Genomic DNA, 15,363 nt, shown 5'->3' with positions numbered 1-15,363 from the left:
GTAAAAAATGGTTGACACTTGATTCTCGGCCTTGTTACAATCACAACAGGATAATACCCATTAATCTAATCGGATTTAAGAGAATTTTCTTACCGGACGACCGGAGGGAAAGCTTTTTTTGGTTCATCAAGTTTTTATTATATAGAAAGCAACAACGATACCTTATGATGAAACGGAGAATGGAAACCATGAAAACGAACCGGGTCCGGAAATGGCTCATGACAAGTACGGCAGCATTAACCTTAATTACGGTGCTGGCCGGATGCTCCTCCGACGGAAATGCCGGCAAGGAGAACGCCGCTCAAGGCAGCACATCTCAAGCTAAAGGCAAAGTGGAATTGTTAAACGTATCTTATGATCCTACGCGTGAGTTATATGAAGCAGTGAATGAATCGTTCGCCGCCTATTGGAAAGAAGAAAGCGGCCAAACCGTAACCATTAAACAATCCCATGGAGGATCGGGAAAACAAAGCCGGGCGGTCATTGACGGGTTGAAAGCGGATATAGTAACGCTCGCACTGGGCTACGATATTGATTCGATCGCCTCCAAAGGACTGATTAAGGAAGACTGGCAGCAGCGCCTGCAGGATAACAGCTCTCCTTATACGTCTACGATCGTATTCCTTGTCCGCAAAGGCAATCCGAAAGGAATTAAAGACTGGGCCGATTTAACAAAAGACGGTGTAGAAGTCATCACGCCGAATCCGAAAACATCCGGCGGAGCCCGCTGGAACTATCTAGCCGCATGGGGCTACGCCTCAAAGCAATTCGGCGGAGACGAGACGAAAATTAAAGAATTTATGAATAAGTTATTCGCTAATGTGCCCGTCCTGGATTCCGGGGCTCGCGCTTCCACTACAACATTCGTTGAACGGGGGCTGGGCGATGTACTGATTGCCTGGGAGAACGAAGCTTATCTATCCGTTAATGAACTTGGAAAGGATAAATTCGAAATTGTGTATCCTTCGATGAGCATTGTCGCTGAACCGCCTGTCGCTGTGGTTGACAAGAATGTAGATAAGAACGGTACCCGTGAGGTAGCGGAAGCATATCTTGAATATTTGTACACAGAAGAGGCTCAAGTCATAGAGGCGAAAAACTACTACCGCCCTCGTCTTGCATCGGTAGCCGAACAATATGCAGAGCAGTTCCCGGACATTCCGATGCTGACCATTGACCAGGATTTCGGCGGCTGGGCCGAAGCGCAGCAGAAGCACTTCGCCGACGGCGGAACTTTCGATGAAATTTACACGAAACAGTAGGAGTGAACCGCAATGAAAGCAGGAGTCAAAGGGCGCAGCGTTCTGCCCGGCTTTGGAATATCTATGGGATTTACCGTGGTTTACTTAAGTCTGATCGTGATTATCCCGCTGGCCGGGATTTTCATCAAGACGGCCGGTTTAAGCTGGGGAGATTTTTGGGATACGGTCACCAATGCCCGAGTTGTCGCAGCTTATAAAGTCAGCTTCTTCACTTCATTTGCAGCAGCAGCTGTTAACGCCGTTTTCGGCCTGCTGGTAGCCTGGGTGCTCGTAAGGTATAACTTTCCGGGTAAACGGTTTATAGACGGTCTAGTAGACCTTCCGTTTGCACTGCCTACGGCTGTAGCAGGTATCTCCCTTACCACGATATATTCCCAACATGGCTGGGTCGGAAGCTTGCTTGAGCCTCTGGGGATAAAAGTGGCCTACACCCCCATTGGAATTACGATTGCTTTAATGTTTATCGGGCTTCCCTTCGTTGTCAGGACGGTACAGCCCGTCATGCAGGAGCTCGACAAAGAAATCGAGGAAGCATCCGTCATGCTGGGTGCTCGGAGGCTGACGACTTTTACGAAAGTTATTTTCCCTGAACTGCTGCCTCCTCTTATTACGGGGTTTTCCCTTGCATTCGCACGCGGCATCGGTGAGTACGGCTCGGTCGTATTCATTTCCGGCAATATGCCGATGAAAACGGAGATTGCCCCCCTGCTGATTATGTCGAAACTGGAACAGTACGATTACAAAGGAGCAACGGCAATCGCTTTGGTAATGCTAGTCATTTCCTTCGCCCTGCTGCTCATCACGAATTATCTGCAATGGCGCAGCAGCCGCCGTATGATTAAAGCTTAGGAGGCTTCGAACATGGCTGGTTATGTATCAGGGGGCTTAGGCACAGGCCATACGGTCGAACGTCCGCCTCATATTTCAGAATCCCGGCTGACCCGGGGTATTCTTCTAACCATCGCATTACTATTTATCGCTCTAGTCATTGTGCTACCGCTTGTCGGTGTGTTAGCCAAGGCTTTTGAGAAAGGCTATGACGTCTATGTAGCTTCTATTACCGAACCGGATGCCCTTTCCGCTTTAAAGCTTACCCTGATTGTAGCGTTAATTGCCGTCCCGCTGAATACCGTTTTCGGCGTAGCAGCTGCGTGGGCCATTACGAAATTCAGCTTTAAAGGCAAAAACCTGCTCATCACGTTAATCGATCTGCCGTTTGCCGTTTCTCCCGTTATTTCCGGACTCATTTTTATTCTATTATTCGGATCCAATGGATTTTTCGGCCCTTGGCTGGAAAACAACGACATCCAAATCGTCTTTGCCCTGCCGGGCATCGTGCTTGCAACGATCTTCGTCACCTTCCCTTTCATTGCACGAGAGCTGATCCCTCTCATGCAGGCACAGGGCACACAAGAGGAAGAAGCAGCTGCGAGCTTGGGAGCCAAAGGGTGGCAAATATTTTGGAGGGTCACGCTTCCCAACATCAAATGGGGGCTGCTGTACGGGGTCATCTTATGTAATGCTCGGGCTATGGGCGAATTCGGCGCCGTTTCCGTCGTATCCGGGCACATCAGAGGAATGACGAATACTCTTCCGCTTCATATTGAAATTTTGTACAATGAATATCAATTCACAGCTTCCTTTGCCGTCGCCTCTTTACTGGTAGCGTTGGCGCTGGTCACACTGATCATCAAATCGATCGTCGAGTGGAAACATGAGCAGCAGATGATGGTGAAGGAATAGAATAAGACGCTTTGCTGATTGCAGCGAAGCGTCTTTTTTGTTGCATCCCATTATTTGTCGTTAATGTAGGCCGTATTCGTTTCATTATAGGCAACTCTGCCCCACTGCAGACGCGATAGTACATAATCAGCTGCTAGATAGGCGGACTTTGCTAAAACGATACCCGCCGCGGCATCAAGGATGACATGCTGTTTGACTAACAACGTTGATAAGATAATCGTCCAGGAAAAAAAAGCTACTCCTCTTTTGGCCCAAACCGCTGCCTGAGTCTTCCTCACCGCAACGATCAACAGAAAACTGGACATGCAGTGAATGCTGGGAAAACAGTTAACCGGCTCATCATTCCGGTATACGAATGCCAACAAGTTCGTAAATATATCGTCCCCCGCCAGCTCCGGCCTGATCACCGTAGTTTGAAAAAAGTAATAAATCAGGTAGCAAACGAGTGCGGAAACGGTATAAGCTGCCAGTGCCCTGTAATAGACTGATTTATTTTTCCATGCAAGCAGCAAAAAGGTCACATACAAGTACGGGATCCATAGTGCATATGGAATAATGAACGCCTTCACAAAGGGAATGGCCTCATCCAGATCAGTATACAAAGAGTGCACAACGGGCGCCTCCGCATTATTCAGCCAAGCATAAATCATGCTGAGCAGCGGAATGAAAGCGATCCCTGCAAAAGGAATCCATTTCTTCCAAGGTTCATTTCTGGTGTATTCTTTCACGTTCAGGCTCCTTCTGCTATAGCGTCCCACAACCTTTACTATTGTAGACGATGTAACAGCTGTTGCGGCACAGCCCGGCGGCGGTAATGTTCCTGGACTTAAGTCTGGTTTTTCATTTGAATACATTCAATCATAGAAGAAAACCGGCCCTAAGGCCGGTCAGGTGATGCCATCATTATGCCCGTTTTCGATTTAGATGGACGAAGGTTATGGCCAAAGCTAAAACCAATACGCCGCCTTTAAAAATATCATGTGTATAATACTGCAGATTCATCATGGTTAAACCGTTCAACATTACGCCAATTAATACGGCCCCGAAAAACGTTCCGATGACGTTCGGTTTACCCGCACCCAGTACGGAAAATCCGACAAAGACGGCAGCCACCGCTTCCATCAATAAGGGCGCACCTGCATCGATTTGGCCCGTCCCTACCCTTGCGGCAAATAATATCCCTCCGATACCCGCAAAACCTCCGGATAACAGGTAGGCAAGCATGCGAATCCGGTTCACCCTGATTCCTGAAAGCCTCGCCGCTTCCTGATTGCCTCCGGTAATATACATTTGCCTTCCTACTCTTGTATAGGTAAGAAAAATATGCACAACGGCCACGGCGAGGACCATCAAAATGACGGGAACCGGAATCCCGAGCCATTTGCCTTGGCCGATCCATTTAAAAGAAGCTGAAAACACTCCGGGGGCGATCGTTCCATCCGTACGGTTCATATTGTCGTAAATGGAGTACCCTTCGGTGTAAGTTCTATGAATTCCATTAATGATGTACATGACGGCCAATGTGGCAAGCAAATCCGGAATTTTCACTTTCACGATCAAAAAGGAATTGATCAATCCGATCAAAAGTCCTATCGCAATCGGCACGATAAGCACAACGATGAGCGGCTGTTCATACCAGACCATTAAGGCTGCCGCTACTACTGTAGTTATCGACACGGTAGAGCCTACCGACAAATCAAATCCGTCGACAATCAGCGAGAATGTCACGCCTATGGCGACGAACGTTACTATCGAAATCGAACGGAGGATATCGGTAATATTGTTGTAAGTCAGGAAATACGGCTTGCTTAAAGAAAAGAAAACGAATACGGCCGCGATCACGATTAAAGCGCCGTACTTAAACGAAAATTCCAACACTCTCTCTCTCATATCTACTGTCCCCCGCCGCTGGCATAATAAAGAATCGCATCCTGGGTAGCTTCCGCACGCGTGAGCTCCTTCACGATGACCCCATCGCACATCACAAGAATCCGGTCGGCTATACCAAGCACCTCGTTGATCTCACAGGAAAAATAAACAATGCCCTTTCCTTCGGCCGCCAATTCTCCGATAAGAGAATAAATATCGCGCTTAGCACCGATATCGACGCCTTTCGTCGGTTCGTCGAAAAGGAAAATATCGGCACCTGCCGGCAGCCATTTGCCGACGGCCACTTTCTGCTGGTTGCCGCCGCTTAGATGGGCAACCTTTTGTTTCAGGCCGGGTGTCTTGATACCCAGGCGCTGTACCAATGAAGACGCAGCGGCGCTCTCCGCCGCGCTGCGGATAAAGCCCAAAACGCTCAGACGCTGCAGCGTCGGAAGCGTCAGGTTGGCGGCCACGGACTCGCCGACGAGGACGCCTTCTTTGCGGCGCTCCTCCGGGACGAGCACGATGCCGTGCTTCACGGCATCATGCGGCGAGCGCAGCCGGAGGGGCTTGCCGCGCAGCAGGATGGCGCCGTGTTCCGGCGCATCCGCCCCGAATAGGAGCCGGGACAGCTCTGTCTTCCCGGCTCCGACCAGGCCTGCGACGCCGACGATTTCACCGGCGCGCACGGCCAGGCTTGCGCCGCGAACGCGGGTGCCGCGGCGCAGATCGCGCACTTCCAGCAGAGGATCCCCGACCGGCACGTCCTTCTTCGGAAATTCTTCCTCGAACGAACGGCCGAGCATGTCGGAGATGACCGCTGGAATGCTGGTTTCATCTGACGTCCGGGTGGAAATCCACCGGCCGTCACGCATGACCGTGATGCGGTCGCAAACCGCGAACACCTCCGGCAGCCTATGCGTGATAAACACGCATGCCACGCCTTCGGCCTTCAGCTTCCGCATCAGTGTGAACAGCCGTTCCGCCTCGCTCAAGCTCAGCGGAGCGGTAGGCTCGTCGAAGATGATGATCTTCGCCTGCTGGGCCACTGCCCGCGAAATCAGCACGAGCTGTTTCTCGGATAAAGACAACTCGCTGACTTTCTTTCTGACTGGCAGGCTGAGACCTATACCCTGCATCACCTTCCCCGCTTCCTTATCCAGTGCATGCCAGTTTACCCAGCCCATTCCCTTTCCTGACAAACGGTCTATCATTATGTTTTCCGCTACCGTTAATTCCGGGACAAGAGCCGTGTCAACTTCCTGATAGACGCAGACAATACCGTTTCGGATTGCATCCGCCGGTTCCCGAATCACTAACGGTTGACCTTTTAATACGATGGTGCCGTCATCCGCCTGGTAAGCGCCGGACAGTATTTTCATCATCGTGCTTTTTCCGGCACCGTTAGCGCCCAGTAAAGCGTGAATCTCACCGCCATACAGTGTGAAGTCGACACCGTTCAATGCCTTTACACCGGGGAACTCTTTCGAAATCTGCTTCATTTCTAAAACAGTGGATAGTTTCGTCATATGTATGCTCCCTTATGGATGGGAAAATCCCACCGGCAACAGCCGGTGAGATTTCCGATACTGCAAATCAGTTCTCCAGTTCTTTCAGCCAATCCGTGTACCCTTGCTCACTTCCGCCCCAGCCCTTCACGTGCTGGCTGAGCTGGTCCGTTGTCACCGGTTCTGCAGGCAATTGATCACGGGAAACGAAAACAGGTTCCAACACCACCTTGTCGTCCGTCGTATCGCCGTGCAGCTTCTGATACAAGTAACGGACTTGAATGCGGCCGATATCGGCAGGATCAACGGCAGCAGAAGCGACCCACGGATTTTTCGAATCTTGAATCATCTTCAAATCCTCATCGCTTAGATCGATGCCGTAAATCTTAATCTCATCCCGTCCGGCTGCTTGAATCGCACGCGCTGCACCTTTCGCAAACTCATCATACGATGCCCATACTGCGGAGATGTCGCCTTTCTTAGGGTACTGCTTTAAAATGGCTTCCATTTGGGACTGAATATCCAGAGCAGTATTATTAGAAACGGTACCGAAGGCAGCAATCTCCTTAATATCCGGGTGTGCGTCCATGAAAGCTTTATAGGCAAGCTGGCGGCGTTCCATCGGAGCAAAGCCGGCTACCCAAATCTTGACGATATTCCCTTTGCCGCCGATATCCTCAGCGAGCTTGCCCAGAGTGAGCTCGGCCATTTTCTGGTCTCCTTGCTCAAGCACGGTTACCCCCGGCACCTTCAGATCCGAATCGAAAGAGACGACAGGAATTTTAGCGTCGACAGCCTTCTTTACGCCGGGTTCCAAAGCCTGGGCTGTACCGTGGTCTAACAAAATGCCGTCAAATTTCTGATTGACAGCCGCATCCAAATTCGATGACATCTTGGATAGATCATTATCGGAAGCGAAAACCTGAAGCTGTCCGCCCAGTTTCTCCACTTGAGATTTTACGCCGGATACATACTGTGCAGAAAACGTTCCTGTATTAAACTGCATAACGAGTGCAATTCGTTTGCCGGCCAAGTCATGTTCCTTCGCGGGTGCCTCCGCAGCATTTCCGGCTGCATTTCCGGAAGCAGGCTGATTCGCCCCTTCATTCGTACCGCACCCGGCCAGCAAAGAACCGGCAACAAGAAGCAGTAAAGCAAATTTCATTCCTTGCAAAAACTTAAGTTTCACAATAAAACCTCCCCAAAATATAATTCCTATATGTATAGTTGGAATTAAAAACTAGTGTAGCACCGGTATGAACTGCACGTCAATGCTTTTTCAAAATCTTTGCACAAATGCAAAAAATCCATATTCTCCGGAGAGAATATGGATTTTCTTGCAGCCTTTGTTTTCAAGCCTGCTAACTTTCAAATTACATTCTGTCTTTGTTCGGGTTGTTGTTTTTGTTTCTAAGACCTGCTAGTCCAAGCAAGCCCAACAGACCCAACCAGCCCCAGTCTGTATCGTTGTCGTTAGCTGCGTTGCCGCGGTATGTTCCGGAACCGTTGTTTCCGTACGTGTTGTAGTTGTTAGTACGGTATGTGCCTGTTCCGGAACCGCCTGTTCCGCCTGTACCTGTTCCCATTGTACCGTAACCGCCTGTTCCGCCTGTACCTGTTCCCATTGTACCGTAACCGCCGCCAGTACCTGTAGTACCGTAGTTACCAGTTCCGGTCATCGTACCGTTAGTTCCCGTTGTTCCCATACCGCCTCCGGCAGCCATAGCCGGTGCAGCTGTAAGCAGCGTCAAGCCTAGAGCCGCTGTTGCTAATACGTGTTTTTTCATGAGAAATAAGGCTCCCTTCTGAATGTAGGATAATTGGTTACGTCTTATATTCTCACCCAAGCACGATTCTTTATCCGCGGGGCATTTTTCATTTTTATCCAACACAAAAAGAGCACCTGTAAGAGGTGCTCTAGAGGTCAAAACTATATAGTATGCAGTAAAACACCACCGGCTGCACCGGCCAGAACCGCCCCCCACGGCGGTAATTTCCCGAAGGTCATTCCGGCAAACAAGACAAGAGCCAATGCCAGATCGGATGCCGAAGTTATCGCAGTAATCCAGACCGGATTGTATAAGGCTGCCAGCAATATACCTACTACCCCTGCGTTTATCCCTCTGACAACGGATTGAAAATTAGCATTTCTGCAGAGCTGTGCCCAGTAGGGAATCGCAGCCGTTACCAAGAGAAAGGAAGGAAGAAATACGAAAAGCAGAGAAACCACGCCCATCAGAACCGCTTCCATTCCTGTTGCCATGGCACTGCCTGTGTAAGCAGCGAAAGTAAAGAGCGGTCCCGGCACCGCTTGTGCAGCACCATACCCGGTAACGAACTGAGCCTCTGTGAGCCAGCCTCGCGGCACAACCTCCTGCTGCAGGAGTGGCAATACGACATGGCCGCCTCCAAAGACAAGGGATCCCGTCCTGTAAAAGACGGAAGCCAATTCCAGCCAGACGGAAGGATAAATCGTTGCGGTCAAGGGCAACCCTATAAAGAACAGAAGAAAAAGAACTAAACTTATTGATGATTTTACGTGTGTAAGCTGCGCAGGTTCGTTCAGCTTGATGACTGCTTGTGGTGCGGCCGGGATCATCTGTTCTTTTCTAAGACATATCCATCCCGCGCTACCTGCTGCCGCCAATACAATCAGCTGCACATAGGAAAAAGGAAAACATAGCAGGGCAGCAGCCGAGGCAATCGCAATGGTTCCCTTTACGGCTCCAGCAGCGAGGGTTTTCCCCATTCCCCAAACCGCTTGGGCCACAATCACGACAGCAACGATTTTCAAACCGTGAAGCCAACCGGAACCGCTCACATCATAGGCTCCTACAACTAAAGCAAACAAAATTAAAAGCACGGCCGAAGGAAGTGTAAAGCCTAACCATGCCGCAGCACTGCCCGGCAAACCGGCTTTCTTCATACCAATAGCCATACCGACCTGGGAAGAAGCAGGACCCGGCAGAAACTGGCAAAGGGCCACGATTTCGGCATATTCATTTTCCGACAGCCAGCGTTTACGCTCCACATATTCTTTACGGAAATATCCTATATGGGCAGCCGGCCCGCCGAACGATGTGCAGCCGAGTTTCAGCGCTGTGAGGAAAACGGTAAATAATTCGGATTTAGGAACTGTAATTGTAGTGTTCTGCTTCATCTAATTAGCTCCTGTTACGTTCAATAAGCTTGCCGCCTCATTTTATCACATTCATTTCAGAAGTTGATATCCATTTACATAAAATCAACAAGAAAACCCCGATACTGTATCCGTAACGGGGCTGACTCAAATAAATGATTACAGTTTCAATTTTATGCCTGTTCCGCTTTTCTTGCTTTCTGACCAATCCTCAACATTCCAAGTCTTAGTTACCCAGTCTTCATAGAAGTCGGGTTCGTGAGATACAAGAAGAACCGTGCCTTTGTATTCTTTCAGGGCGCGTTTCAGCTCCTCTTTCGCCATAACGTCCAAATGGTTCGTAGGTTCGTCAAAAGCAATATAGTTGCTTTCGCGCATCAACAGCTTGCATAGGCGGACTTTTGCCTGCTCGCCCCCGCTCAACATGTTGAGCGGACGGGTAATGTGCTCATTCTTCAAGCCGCAGCGGGCTAAAGCGGCACGCACCTCGTGCTGGTTCATGAAAGAAAACTCATTCCATACGTCGTCAATCGGCGTGATGTTTCCGGCTTTGACTTCCTGCTCGAAATAGGCAGGAAACAGGTAGTCTCCTCGATATGTTTTACCGCTGAATGCCGGTATTTTGCCTAAAATTGTTTTGAGCAGCGTAGATTTACCTACCCCGTTGCAACCGACAATCGCAATTTTGTCTCCACGCTCTACTTGCAGCGTCATCTTAGGAAGCAAAGCTGAATTATACCCAATTTCCATATCCTCGCACTCGAACACCCAGCGGCCGCTGGCACGCGCTTCTTTGAATACGAAGGTCGGTTTCGCCGCTTCTTCCGGACGATCGATCCGTTCGATGCGGTCCAGCTGCTTTTCCCGGCTCTTAGCCCGGCCTGAAGTGGAGTAGCGCGCTTTATTGCGCTGGATGAAATCTTCCTGCTTCTTGATAAATTCCTGCTGCTTTTCATAGGCATCGATATGCTGGTTTTTGTTAATATCCGCCATCTTCAGGAATTTCTCGTAGTTCCCGGTATAGCGGGTCAATTTAGCGAACTCCAAGTGGTAAACTACGTCTACGACTCCGTTCATAAACTCCGTATCATGGGAAATGAGAACGAAAGCAAACGGATACTCTTTCAAATAATTGGTGAGCCATTGGATATGTTCCACATCCAGATAGTTCGTAGGCTCATCGAGCAGCAGCACCTGAGGCTTTTGCAGAAGCAGTTTGGCAAGCAGAACTTTGGTACGCTGCCCTCCGCTTAAAGCGGCAACGTCACGTTCTAAGCCAATGGCGTTCAAGCCCAATCCGTTCGCCATTTCTTCGACTTTCACATCCAAGGTATAGAAACCGCTGGCGTCCAAACGCTCTTGAATTTCACCCATCTGCTCCAGCAGCACTTCCAGCTCTTCCGGCGTGGCATCAGCCATTTTCTCCGTAATCGCCATCAGTTCCCGCTCCTGCTCCAGCAAAGGAAGGTACGCATCCTTCAGAGCATCCCGGATCGTTTTGCCCGGCTCCAGTTTCGTATGCTGGTCCAGATAACCGTATTCTACCCTCGGCGTCCATTCCACCTTACCGCTGTCTTTCAGCTGCTTGCCCGTTAATATATTCATCAGGGTGGATTTCCCCACCCCGTTAGCTCCTACCAGACCTACATGTTCGCCCGCAAGCAGACGAAACGATACATTCTTGAATAACACGCGATCCCCGAACGTATGGGAAAGCTCTTCTACCGTTAAAAGGCTCATTGGTTATGTCCTGCTCCTATCCCGTTAAAAATATACATTCACAATAGAACATTCTATCATAATTCTAGCCGCTTGTGTCGGCTAATGATATTTCTTCCACACCGATCTCCGACTTGAAAAGATTGTCATACGCCGTGATTCTGAGCCGCTGGGATTTGTCGATGGCATACGTTACCGTAATGCGGCTTAAATCCATCGTCTGCTGGTGAGGCTGGATGTTCATTCTCCAGAATACCGGACTGCCGTTGCGGCGGAGCGGTTCAAAATCTGCCCCTTTACGCACCATCGGGACAATTTCGATTTTCGTCTGATTCGTTTTCGTTGTGGCCACACGCTTTACCTTGCGGACCGGATACTGTTCGGAAGCTTCTATCATCACAATGGTTTCTTTTCCTGCGTGATTATAAATGCCGAAGGAAGCATTCACCGCATCGCCGACGAGAATTTCCCCTTCGCTTTTCGTGTATCTGGCGTTTCCTCTTGCGATCCGTGTCTGCAAATGCTCTTCATCCCACACAATCCGCGCGTTTGGATATAACTCCTCCAATAAATCGGGAACGAAGGAAATCAGGGAGGATCCGCCGGACAACAACACGGCATCGATGGAATGGCGCTGCAAGCCCGTTTCCGCAGCAAAAGCATCGTTCAACTGCTTCAAGCCTTGAAGCATGGCGTTTCGCACCTTCTCCGTACCGGTCAAAAATTGTTCCAGCGTGTACGTAATTCCTTTTATGCCTTCGTCCACTCCCGGAACAAGAGGCGGAATCGTAAGTGCAAATACTTCCTCTACGGATAAGGCTTTCTTCACTTTCTCGGCCGCCGCTTTCAGCTGGTAGTAGAATGTGAACTTCGGGTGGCTCTTTAGCTTGTGCAGCCGTTCGGGATCATCAAATACTTCCAGACTAAGCGACTGGCAGACCGGATTGCCCTGTTCTTTCCCCTGTTCCACAAAATATTTAATGATGACGTCATCCAGATCGTCGCCGCCGATATCCAGGCCTACTTTGGCGACCACTTTGCCATGGTACCGGTTATCTCCTTCGCCGGTAAGTTCCCTGAGCACCTGAACTGCGCCTTCTTTAGCTTCCTCGGTCTCGTATTTATCCATGATCGCTAAATCCAACGTCCCGCCGCCGAAATCGAACACCAGAACATACTGCCCGGGAATGTTCCTGCAGTCCCAAAGTACGGAAACCGGTTCGTCCAGAAACCATACCTGCTCACGGGGAATACCGAGTTTCTCTGCGGCCTTTTCCATCACGCTTTTACGGTTTTCGTCAAAATTCACCGGAATGCTGAGTGTAAGACGTTCTACCTTGCGAGGATGGTCGATGCCTGCTTTTTTCAGCAGTTCTTTAATAAAAACAGCATAAAGATCAACTAGAGTGTAAGTTTCTTCATCGAGAGAGAGAGAGAAATTCATATCCCGGCGCAGCTCGGTCTTGACCGAGAAAACAGTCCGGCTTCTTAACCGGTCTACAGCTGCGGCCTGATTGCCCAGGATCCATTGTCCTTCTTCATCTTTTGATAAAATAGAACGCACGATATACGGTGTTTCGCCGATATCCACTTTCTTCATGTCCACTTCGCCCGTATAAGGGTCCAGCAGGGCAATGGAAGAATTAGTCGTGCCTAAGTCTATGCCTGCATAATATTTGGGCACTCCGGTTGCCTCCCGTCTTAAGTTGAATCACTACGTTATATATCTGTCAGATCATCCAGGAACCGGTTGACTTGCTCCGGGTTTCGCCCGGGATGGATCGAAATTTTTGCTTTTACTTCGGCTGCTTTGCTCCGCTTATTTCGCAGTCCCGGTGATAAAAGCGTGTAGATGCGCACTTCTTCCCGTGTACCCTCCGTACTGTCCGAGATGACCACGTAGTTTTCGGGGTACCGGGCAAGATCGGTTTGAATAGACGCCTGGATATCTCCAGGCAGGTTGCTTACCGTATAGGGGAACCACTCCCAATCGGTGCCTTGAGAAAGCAGCCGGGCAGCCGGCATAGCAATATCAGGAAAATCCTTCTGCACCTCGTCCAGCCTGATCAGCAGAGCAGCGTGCAGATCTACCAGCGCTTCCACCTGCGGCCGGGTAAATCCCGCTTTCCGTTCCTCCCTGCGCCAGAATCTGTCCCAAGCTGTAACCAGCCTTCCCTTTAAGCCGAGCTTCATTCGCTGCCTCCTGCTTTCTATAAATTAAGCAAATCGTCGAGCAGGCCGGTAATCGCCTGTTGATCGGTAAGCTCCGCCCGGACAACGGCTCTCGCCAGTACGGCGCCGTCCTCCAGGCTGGCCGCGCCCGGCCTCACTATACGCCACGTATACGAAGCAGCATCGCCTTGAGGCGCGGCTTCAAACATAATACTTTCGCTTTGTTCCTTCAGCTGTTCTCTTACCCAGGCATCCGGATCCTGCACTTGTCCCGGAGCACCAAGCCACCGGATGTGCAAAATCTCGGCAAGCAGGTTTGCTGTATGTCCCGGCCATGTACCTCGGGAAGTTTTCTCAAGGAAGGGCAGCACGACTGCTTCTTTCTCCTCCTTAAGCCTTTGTCCCAGCCAAAAGTGCACAGGATCCGCCGTTTCTAGGTTCTGTAGAGAAAGAAGAAGAAGTTCCGCAAAATGCCTGCGCACGGAACGCGCCCGGACAAATTCTCCCGAGAACAATTCATTAACCAGCCTTTCGTCAAGGCGCATCAATGGCCTCACGGCTTCCGCTTCTTTCATGCTGTACAAAAAAGGAAATAACAAATCTCTGTTGTGTACAGCCAAATACTGATACAGCGGAACGGTAAGTTCTTCGTCTAGCCCCTTCTTGACGGCATCATTAAATATGAAGCAGCATCTTTCAATCACGAAAGCAGGTGACAGCCGATCGCTCAGCATGCTCTGATCGCCAGCCGTTCCGGTCCGCAGCAGCCTCTGTTCCAAACTTTGGGGATCCAGGCAGAGCACCCACGATAAAGAAGGATAGTGATAGCTTTCTGCAGCAAACCGTTCAGTAAACCGGGGCCAGTTTCTTAAAATGATCCGGTTTCTCAGCCACTCCCGCCGGGATGCCGAAGGAAGGGCTTCCTCCACAATGTGATGGAAATACAATGGAATGCGGTTATCTGCTCCGGCCATCATCGTTTCTTCAAAGCCTGTAATATGAAATACACTTGCGAACACAGCTTTTTTTACATTGTTGTGCTGCCGCCTGTCATTTACTTCTTCTTCAAGATCCCACAATTCCGTAAGCACTGCCGACCACCATTGTCTCCTCGATTCCGTATCGAGCCATCCTCTGGTCAGTTCCGAGCGCGAGAACGAAGCTTCCAGCCAATGCAAAAAACGGTCTGAATGCTTCTCTTCCATCACGAGGCAGTCAGCTGCAAATTCGGCAGGCTGTTTATCCGTTTCAACGTAATGAATGGGAGGCTGCTGTGAAGCTAATGTTTTCAGCAGCGCTTCGATCTTGGCTTCGGGCTGCTCCCATCCTTTGTAATAAAGATAAGCCGCCATAGGTTCTTGTGCAAACTTTCGCTGCAGCAGCTTTCGAGGGGCTTCTGCCAACTTCTTGCGGTATTGTTCCCCCGCCGATTGCCTCCGGTAAAGCAATTCCTCTTCTGACAGTTCCGGGTCTTCATCCAGTTCCCGAAGCACGTTCCGGTACTCTTCGGCTAGACCGGACTCCTCAGCGCTAAGCTGATTTTGAAAACGGTCGAATTCCTTTACCCCTTTGCTAACCGTAGAGATCAAGTGTTCCACTGGAAATACATGCTGACGATTAGCGCGATAAGCCGTCTGCAGGTCGTAAAGTGCCGACTGCATCAAGTCTGTGCGCTCAGGCTCCGATACCGGACCGTCCAGCAGCAGATCAAAAAGCAGTTCATCCGCAAACACTTCGCCGAAAGATAGATAGCTGTTTCGGAACATGCCGGGTGAACGGGGATAATCTAGCTCTTTCCTCCATGCTTCGTCAACCGGATAGACCAGCCATTCCAACAAGTAGTAAGGGTTTTTCTCCTGGAACATGGCGTTACGTTTATCCTGATAGGAACTGTTCCGAAACGTATGGGCGAAGTTCCGGACCCATTCTGCTGTGAAATATGCTTGCATCC

13 protein-coding genes are annotated in these 15,363 nt (G+C 50.0%); 3 read left to right on the top strand and 10 right to left on the bottom strand.

Annotated features, from left to right (window positions below; genetic code table 11):
- Window positions 1-179 precede the first annotated feature (179 nt).
- From ACFSUF_RS07065 to cysW, 3 genes are read left to right on the top strand one after another with little or no spacing between them, the layout of a single operon-like run.
- Window positions 180-1,262 carry a sulfate ABC transporter substrate-binding protein gene (locus ACFSUF_RS07065; RefSeq protein ID WP_377601484.1) on the top strand — a complete coding sequence of 361 codons (1,083 nt, stop codon included), beginning with the start codon at window positions 180-182 and terminating at the stop codon, window positions 1,260-1,262.
- 12 nt (window positions 1,263-1,274) lie between these two features.
- Complete coding sequence (cysT, locus tag ACFSUF_RS07060) at window positions 1,275-2,111, top strand: sulfate ABC transporter permease subunit CysT (RefSeq protein WP_377601482.1); 837 nt, start codon at window positions 1,275-1,277, stop codon at window positions 2,109-2,111.
- A gap of 12 nt (window positions 2,112-2,123) precedes the next feature.
- Window positions 2,124-3,005: a sulfate ABC transporter permease subunit CysW gene (gene cysW / locus ACFSUF_RS07055; protein WP_377601480.1), complete on the top strand. Its 882-nt coding sequence runs from the start codon at window positions 2,124-2,126 to the stop codon at window positions 3,003-3,005.
- Window positions 3,006-3,055: 50 nt separating this feature from the next.
- Here cysW and ACFSUF_RS07050 read toward each other — a convergent pair whose 3' ends face one another.
- From ACFSUF_RS07050 to ACFSUF_RS07005, 10 genes are all read right to left on the bottom strand, one after another.
- Window positions 3,056-3,733 carry a phosphatase PAP2 family protein gene (locus tag ACFSUF_RS07050; protein ID WP_377601478.1) on the bottom strand — a complete coding sequence of 226 codons (678 nt, stop codon included), beginning with the start codon at window positions 3,731-3,733 and terminating at the stop codon, window positions 3,056-3,058.
- A 175-nt stretch (window positions 3,734-3,908) separates the two neighbouring features.
- A complete protein-coding gene (locus tag ACFSUF_RS07045; protein WP_377601476.1) occupies window positions 3,909-4,895 on the bottom strand; it encodes an ABC transporter permease in 987 nt (328 codons plus the stop codon).
- Window positions 4,896-4,897: 2 nt separating this feature from the next.
- Window positions 4,898-6,403, bottom strand: coding sequence for a sugar ABC transporter ATP-binding protein (locus ACFSUF_RS07040; RefSeq protein WP_377601474.1), 1,506 nt, complete (start codon window positions 6,401-6,403; stop codon window positions 4,898-4,900).
- Window positions 6,404-6,470: 67 nt separating this feature from the next.
- Window positions 6,471-7,547, bottom strand: coding sequence for a sugar ABC transporter substrate-binding protein (locus ACFSUF_RS07035; RefSeq protein ID WP_377601774.1), 1,077 nt, complete (start codon window positions 7,545-7,547; stop codon window positions 6,471-6,473).
- Window positions 7,548-7,755: 208 nt separating this feature from the next.
- Window positions 7,756-8,169: a WGxxGxxG family protein gene (locus ACFSUF_RS07030; protein WP_377601473.1), complete on the bottom strand. Its 414-nt coding sequence runs from the start codon at window positions 8,167-8,169 to the stop codon at window positions 7,756-7,758.
- 143 nt (window positions 8,170-8,312) lie between these two features.
- Entirely contained in the window at window positions 8,313-9,542 is a 1,230-nt protein-coding gene (gene chrA / locus ACFSUF_RS07025; protein WP_377601471.1) for a chromate efflux transporter, read from the bottom strand.
- A gap of 138 nt (window positions 9,543-9,680) precedes the next feature.
- On the bottom strand, window positions 9,681-11,261 hold the full coding sequence (locus ACFSUF_RS07020) for an ABC-F family ATP-binding cassette domain-containing protein (protein WP_377601469.1): 1,581 nt from the start codon (window positions 11,259-11,261) through the stop codon (window positions 9,681-9,683).
- A gap of 64 nt (window positions 11,262-11,325) precedes the next feature.
- Window positions 11,326-12,924 (bottom strand): Hsp70 family protein, encoded by a 1,599-nt coding sequence (locus ACFSUF_RS07015; RefSeq protein ID WP_377601467.1) that lies wholly within the window; start codon window positions 12,922-12,924, stop codon window positions 11,326-11,328.
- 35 nt (window positions 12,925-12,959) lie between these two features.
- A complete protein-coding gene (locus ACFSUF_RS07010; RefSeq protein WP_377601465.1) occupies window positions 12,960-13,433 on the bottom strand; it encodes a hypothetical protein in 474 nt (157 codons plus the stop codon).
- Between the two features lie 17 nt (window positions 13,434-13,450).
- Complete coding sequence (locus tag ACFSUF_RS07005) at window positions 13,451-15,361, bottom strand: hypothetical protein (RefSeq protein ID WP_377601463.1); 1,911 nt, start codon at window positions 15,359-15,361, stop codon at window positions 13,451-13,453.
- Window positions 15,362-15,363: the final 2 nt, after the last annotated feature.

It is taken from the genome of Paenibacillus gansuensis (genome assembly GCF_042684925.1).
GTDB lineage: Bacteria > Bacillota > Bacilli > Paenibacillales > DY6 > Paenibacillus_N > Paenibacillus_N gansuensis.
This window is presented reverse-complemented; position numbering and strand designations above follow the sequence as displayed.

Bases quoted from the DNA above. Each gene is read 5' to 3' on its own strand.
- ACFSUF_RS07065 (WP_377601484.1), top strand. From the start codon at position 180: ATGGAAACCATGAAAACGAACCGGGTCCGGAAATGGCTCATGACAAGT.
- cysT (WP_377601482.1), top strand. From the start codon at position 1,275: ATGAAAGCAGGAGTCAAAGGGCGCAGCGTTCTGCCCGGCTTTGGAATA.
- cysW (WP_377601480.1), top strand. From the start codon at position 2,124: ATGGCTGGTTATGTATCAGGGGGCTTAGGCACAGGCCATACGGTCGAA.
- ACFSUF_RS07045 (WP_377601476.1), bottom strand. From the start codon at position 4,895: ATGAGAGAGAGAGTGTTGGAATTTTCGTTTAAGTACGGCGCTTTAATC.
- ACFSUF_RS07040 (WP_377601474.1), bottom strand. From the start codon at position 6,403: ATGACGAAACTATCCACTGTTTTAGAAATGAAGCAGATTTCGAAAGAG.
- ACFSUF_RS07035 (WP_377601774.1), bottom strand. From the start codon at position 7,547: ATGAAATTTGCTTTACTGCTTCTTGTTGCCGGTTCTTTGCTGGCCGGG.
- ACFSUF_RS07030 (WP_377601473.1), bottom strand. From the start codon at position 8,169: ATGAAAAAACACGTATTAGCAACAGCGGCTCTAGGCTTGACGCTGCTT.
- chrA (WP_377601471.1), bottom strand. From the start codon at position 9,542: ATGAAGCAGAACACTACAATTACAGTTCCTAAATCCGAATTATTTACC.
- ACFSUF_RS07020 (WP_377601469.1), bottom strand. From the start codon at position 11,261: ATGAGCCTTTTAACGGTAGAAGAGCTTTCCCATACGTTCGGGGATCGC.
- ACFSUF_RS07010 (WP_377601465.1), bottom strand. From the start codon at position 13,433: ATGAAGCTCGGCTTAAAGGGAAGGCTGGTTACAGCTTGGGACAGATTC.
- ACFSUF_RS07005 (WP_377601463.1), bottom strand. From the start codon at position 15,361: ATGCAAGCATATTTCACAGCAGAATGGGTCCGGAACTTCGCCCATACG.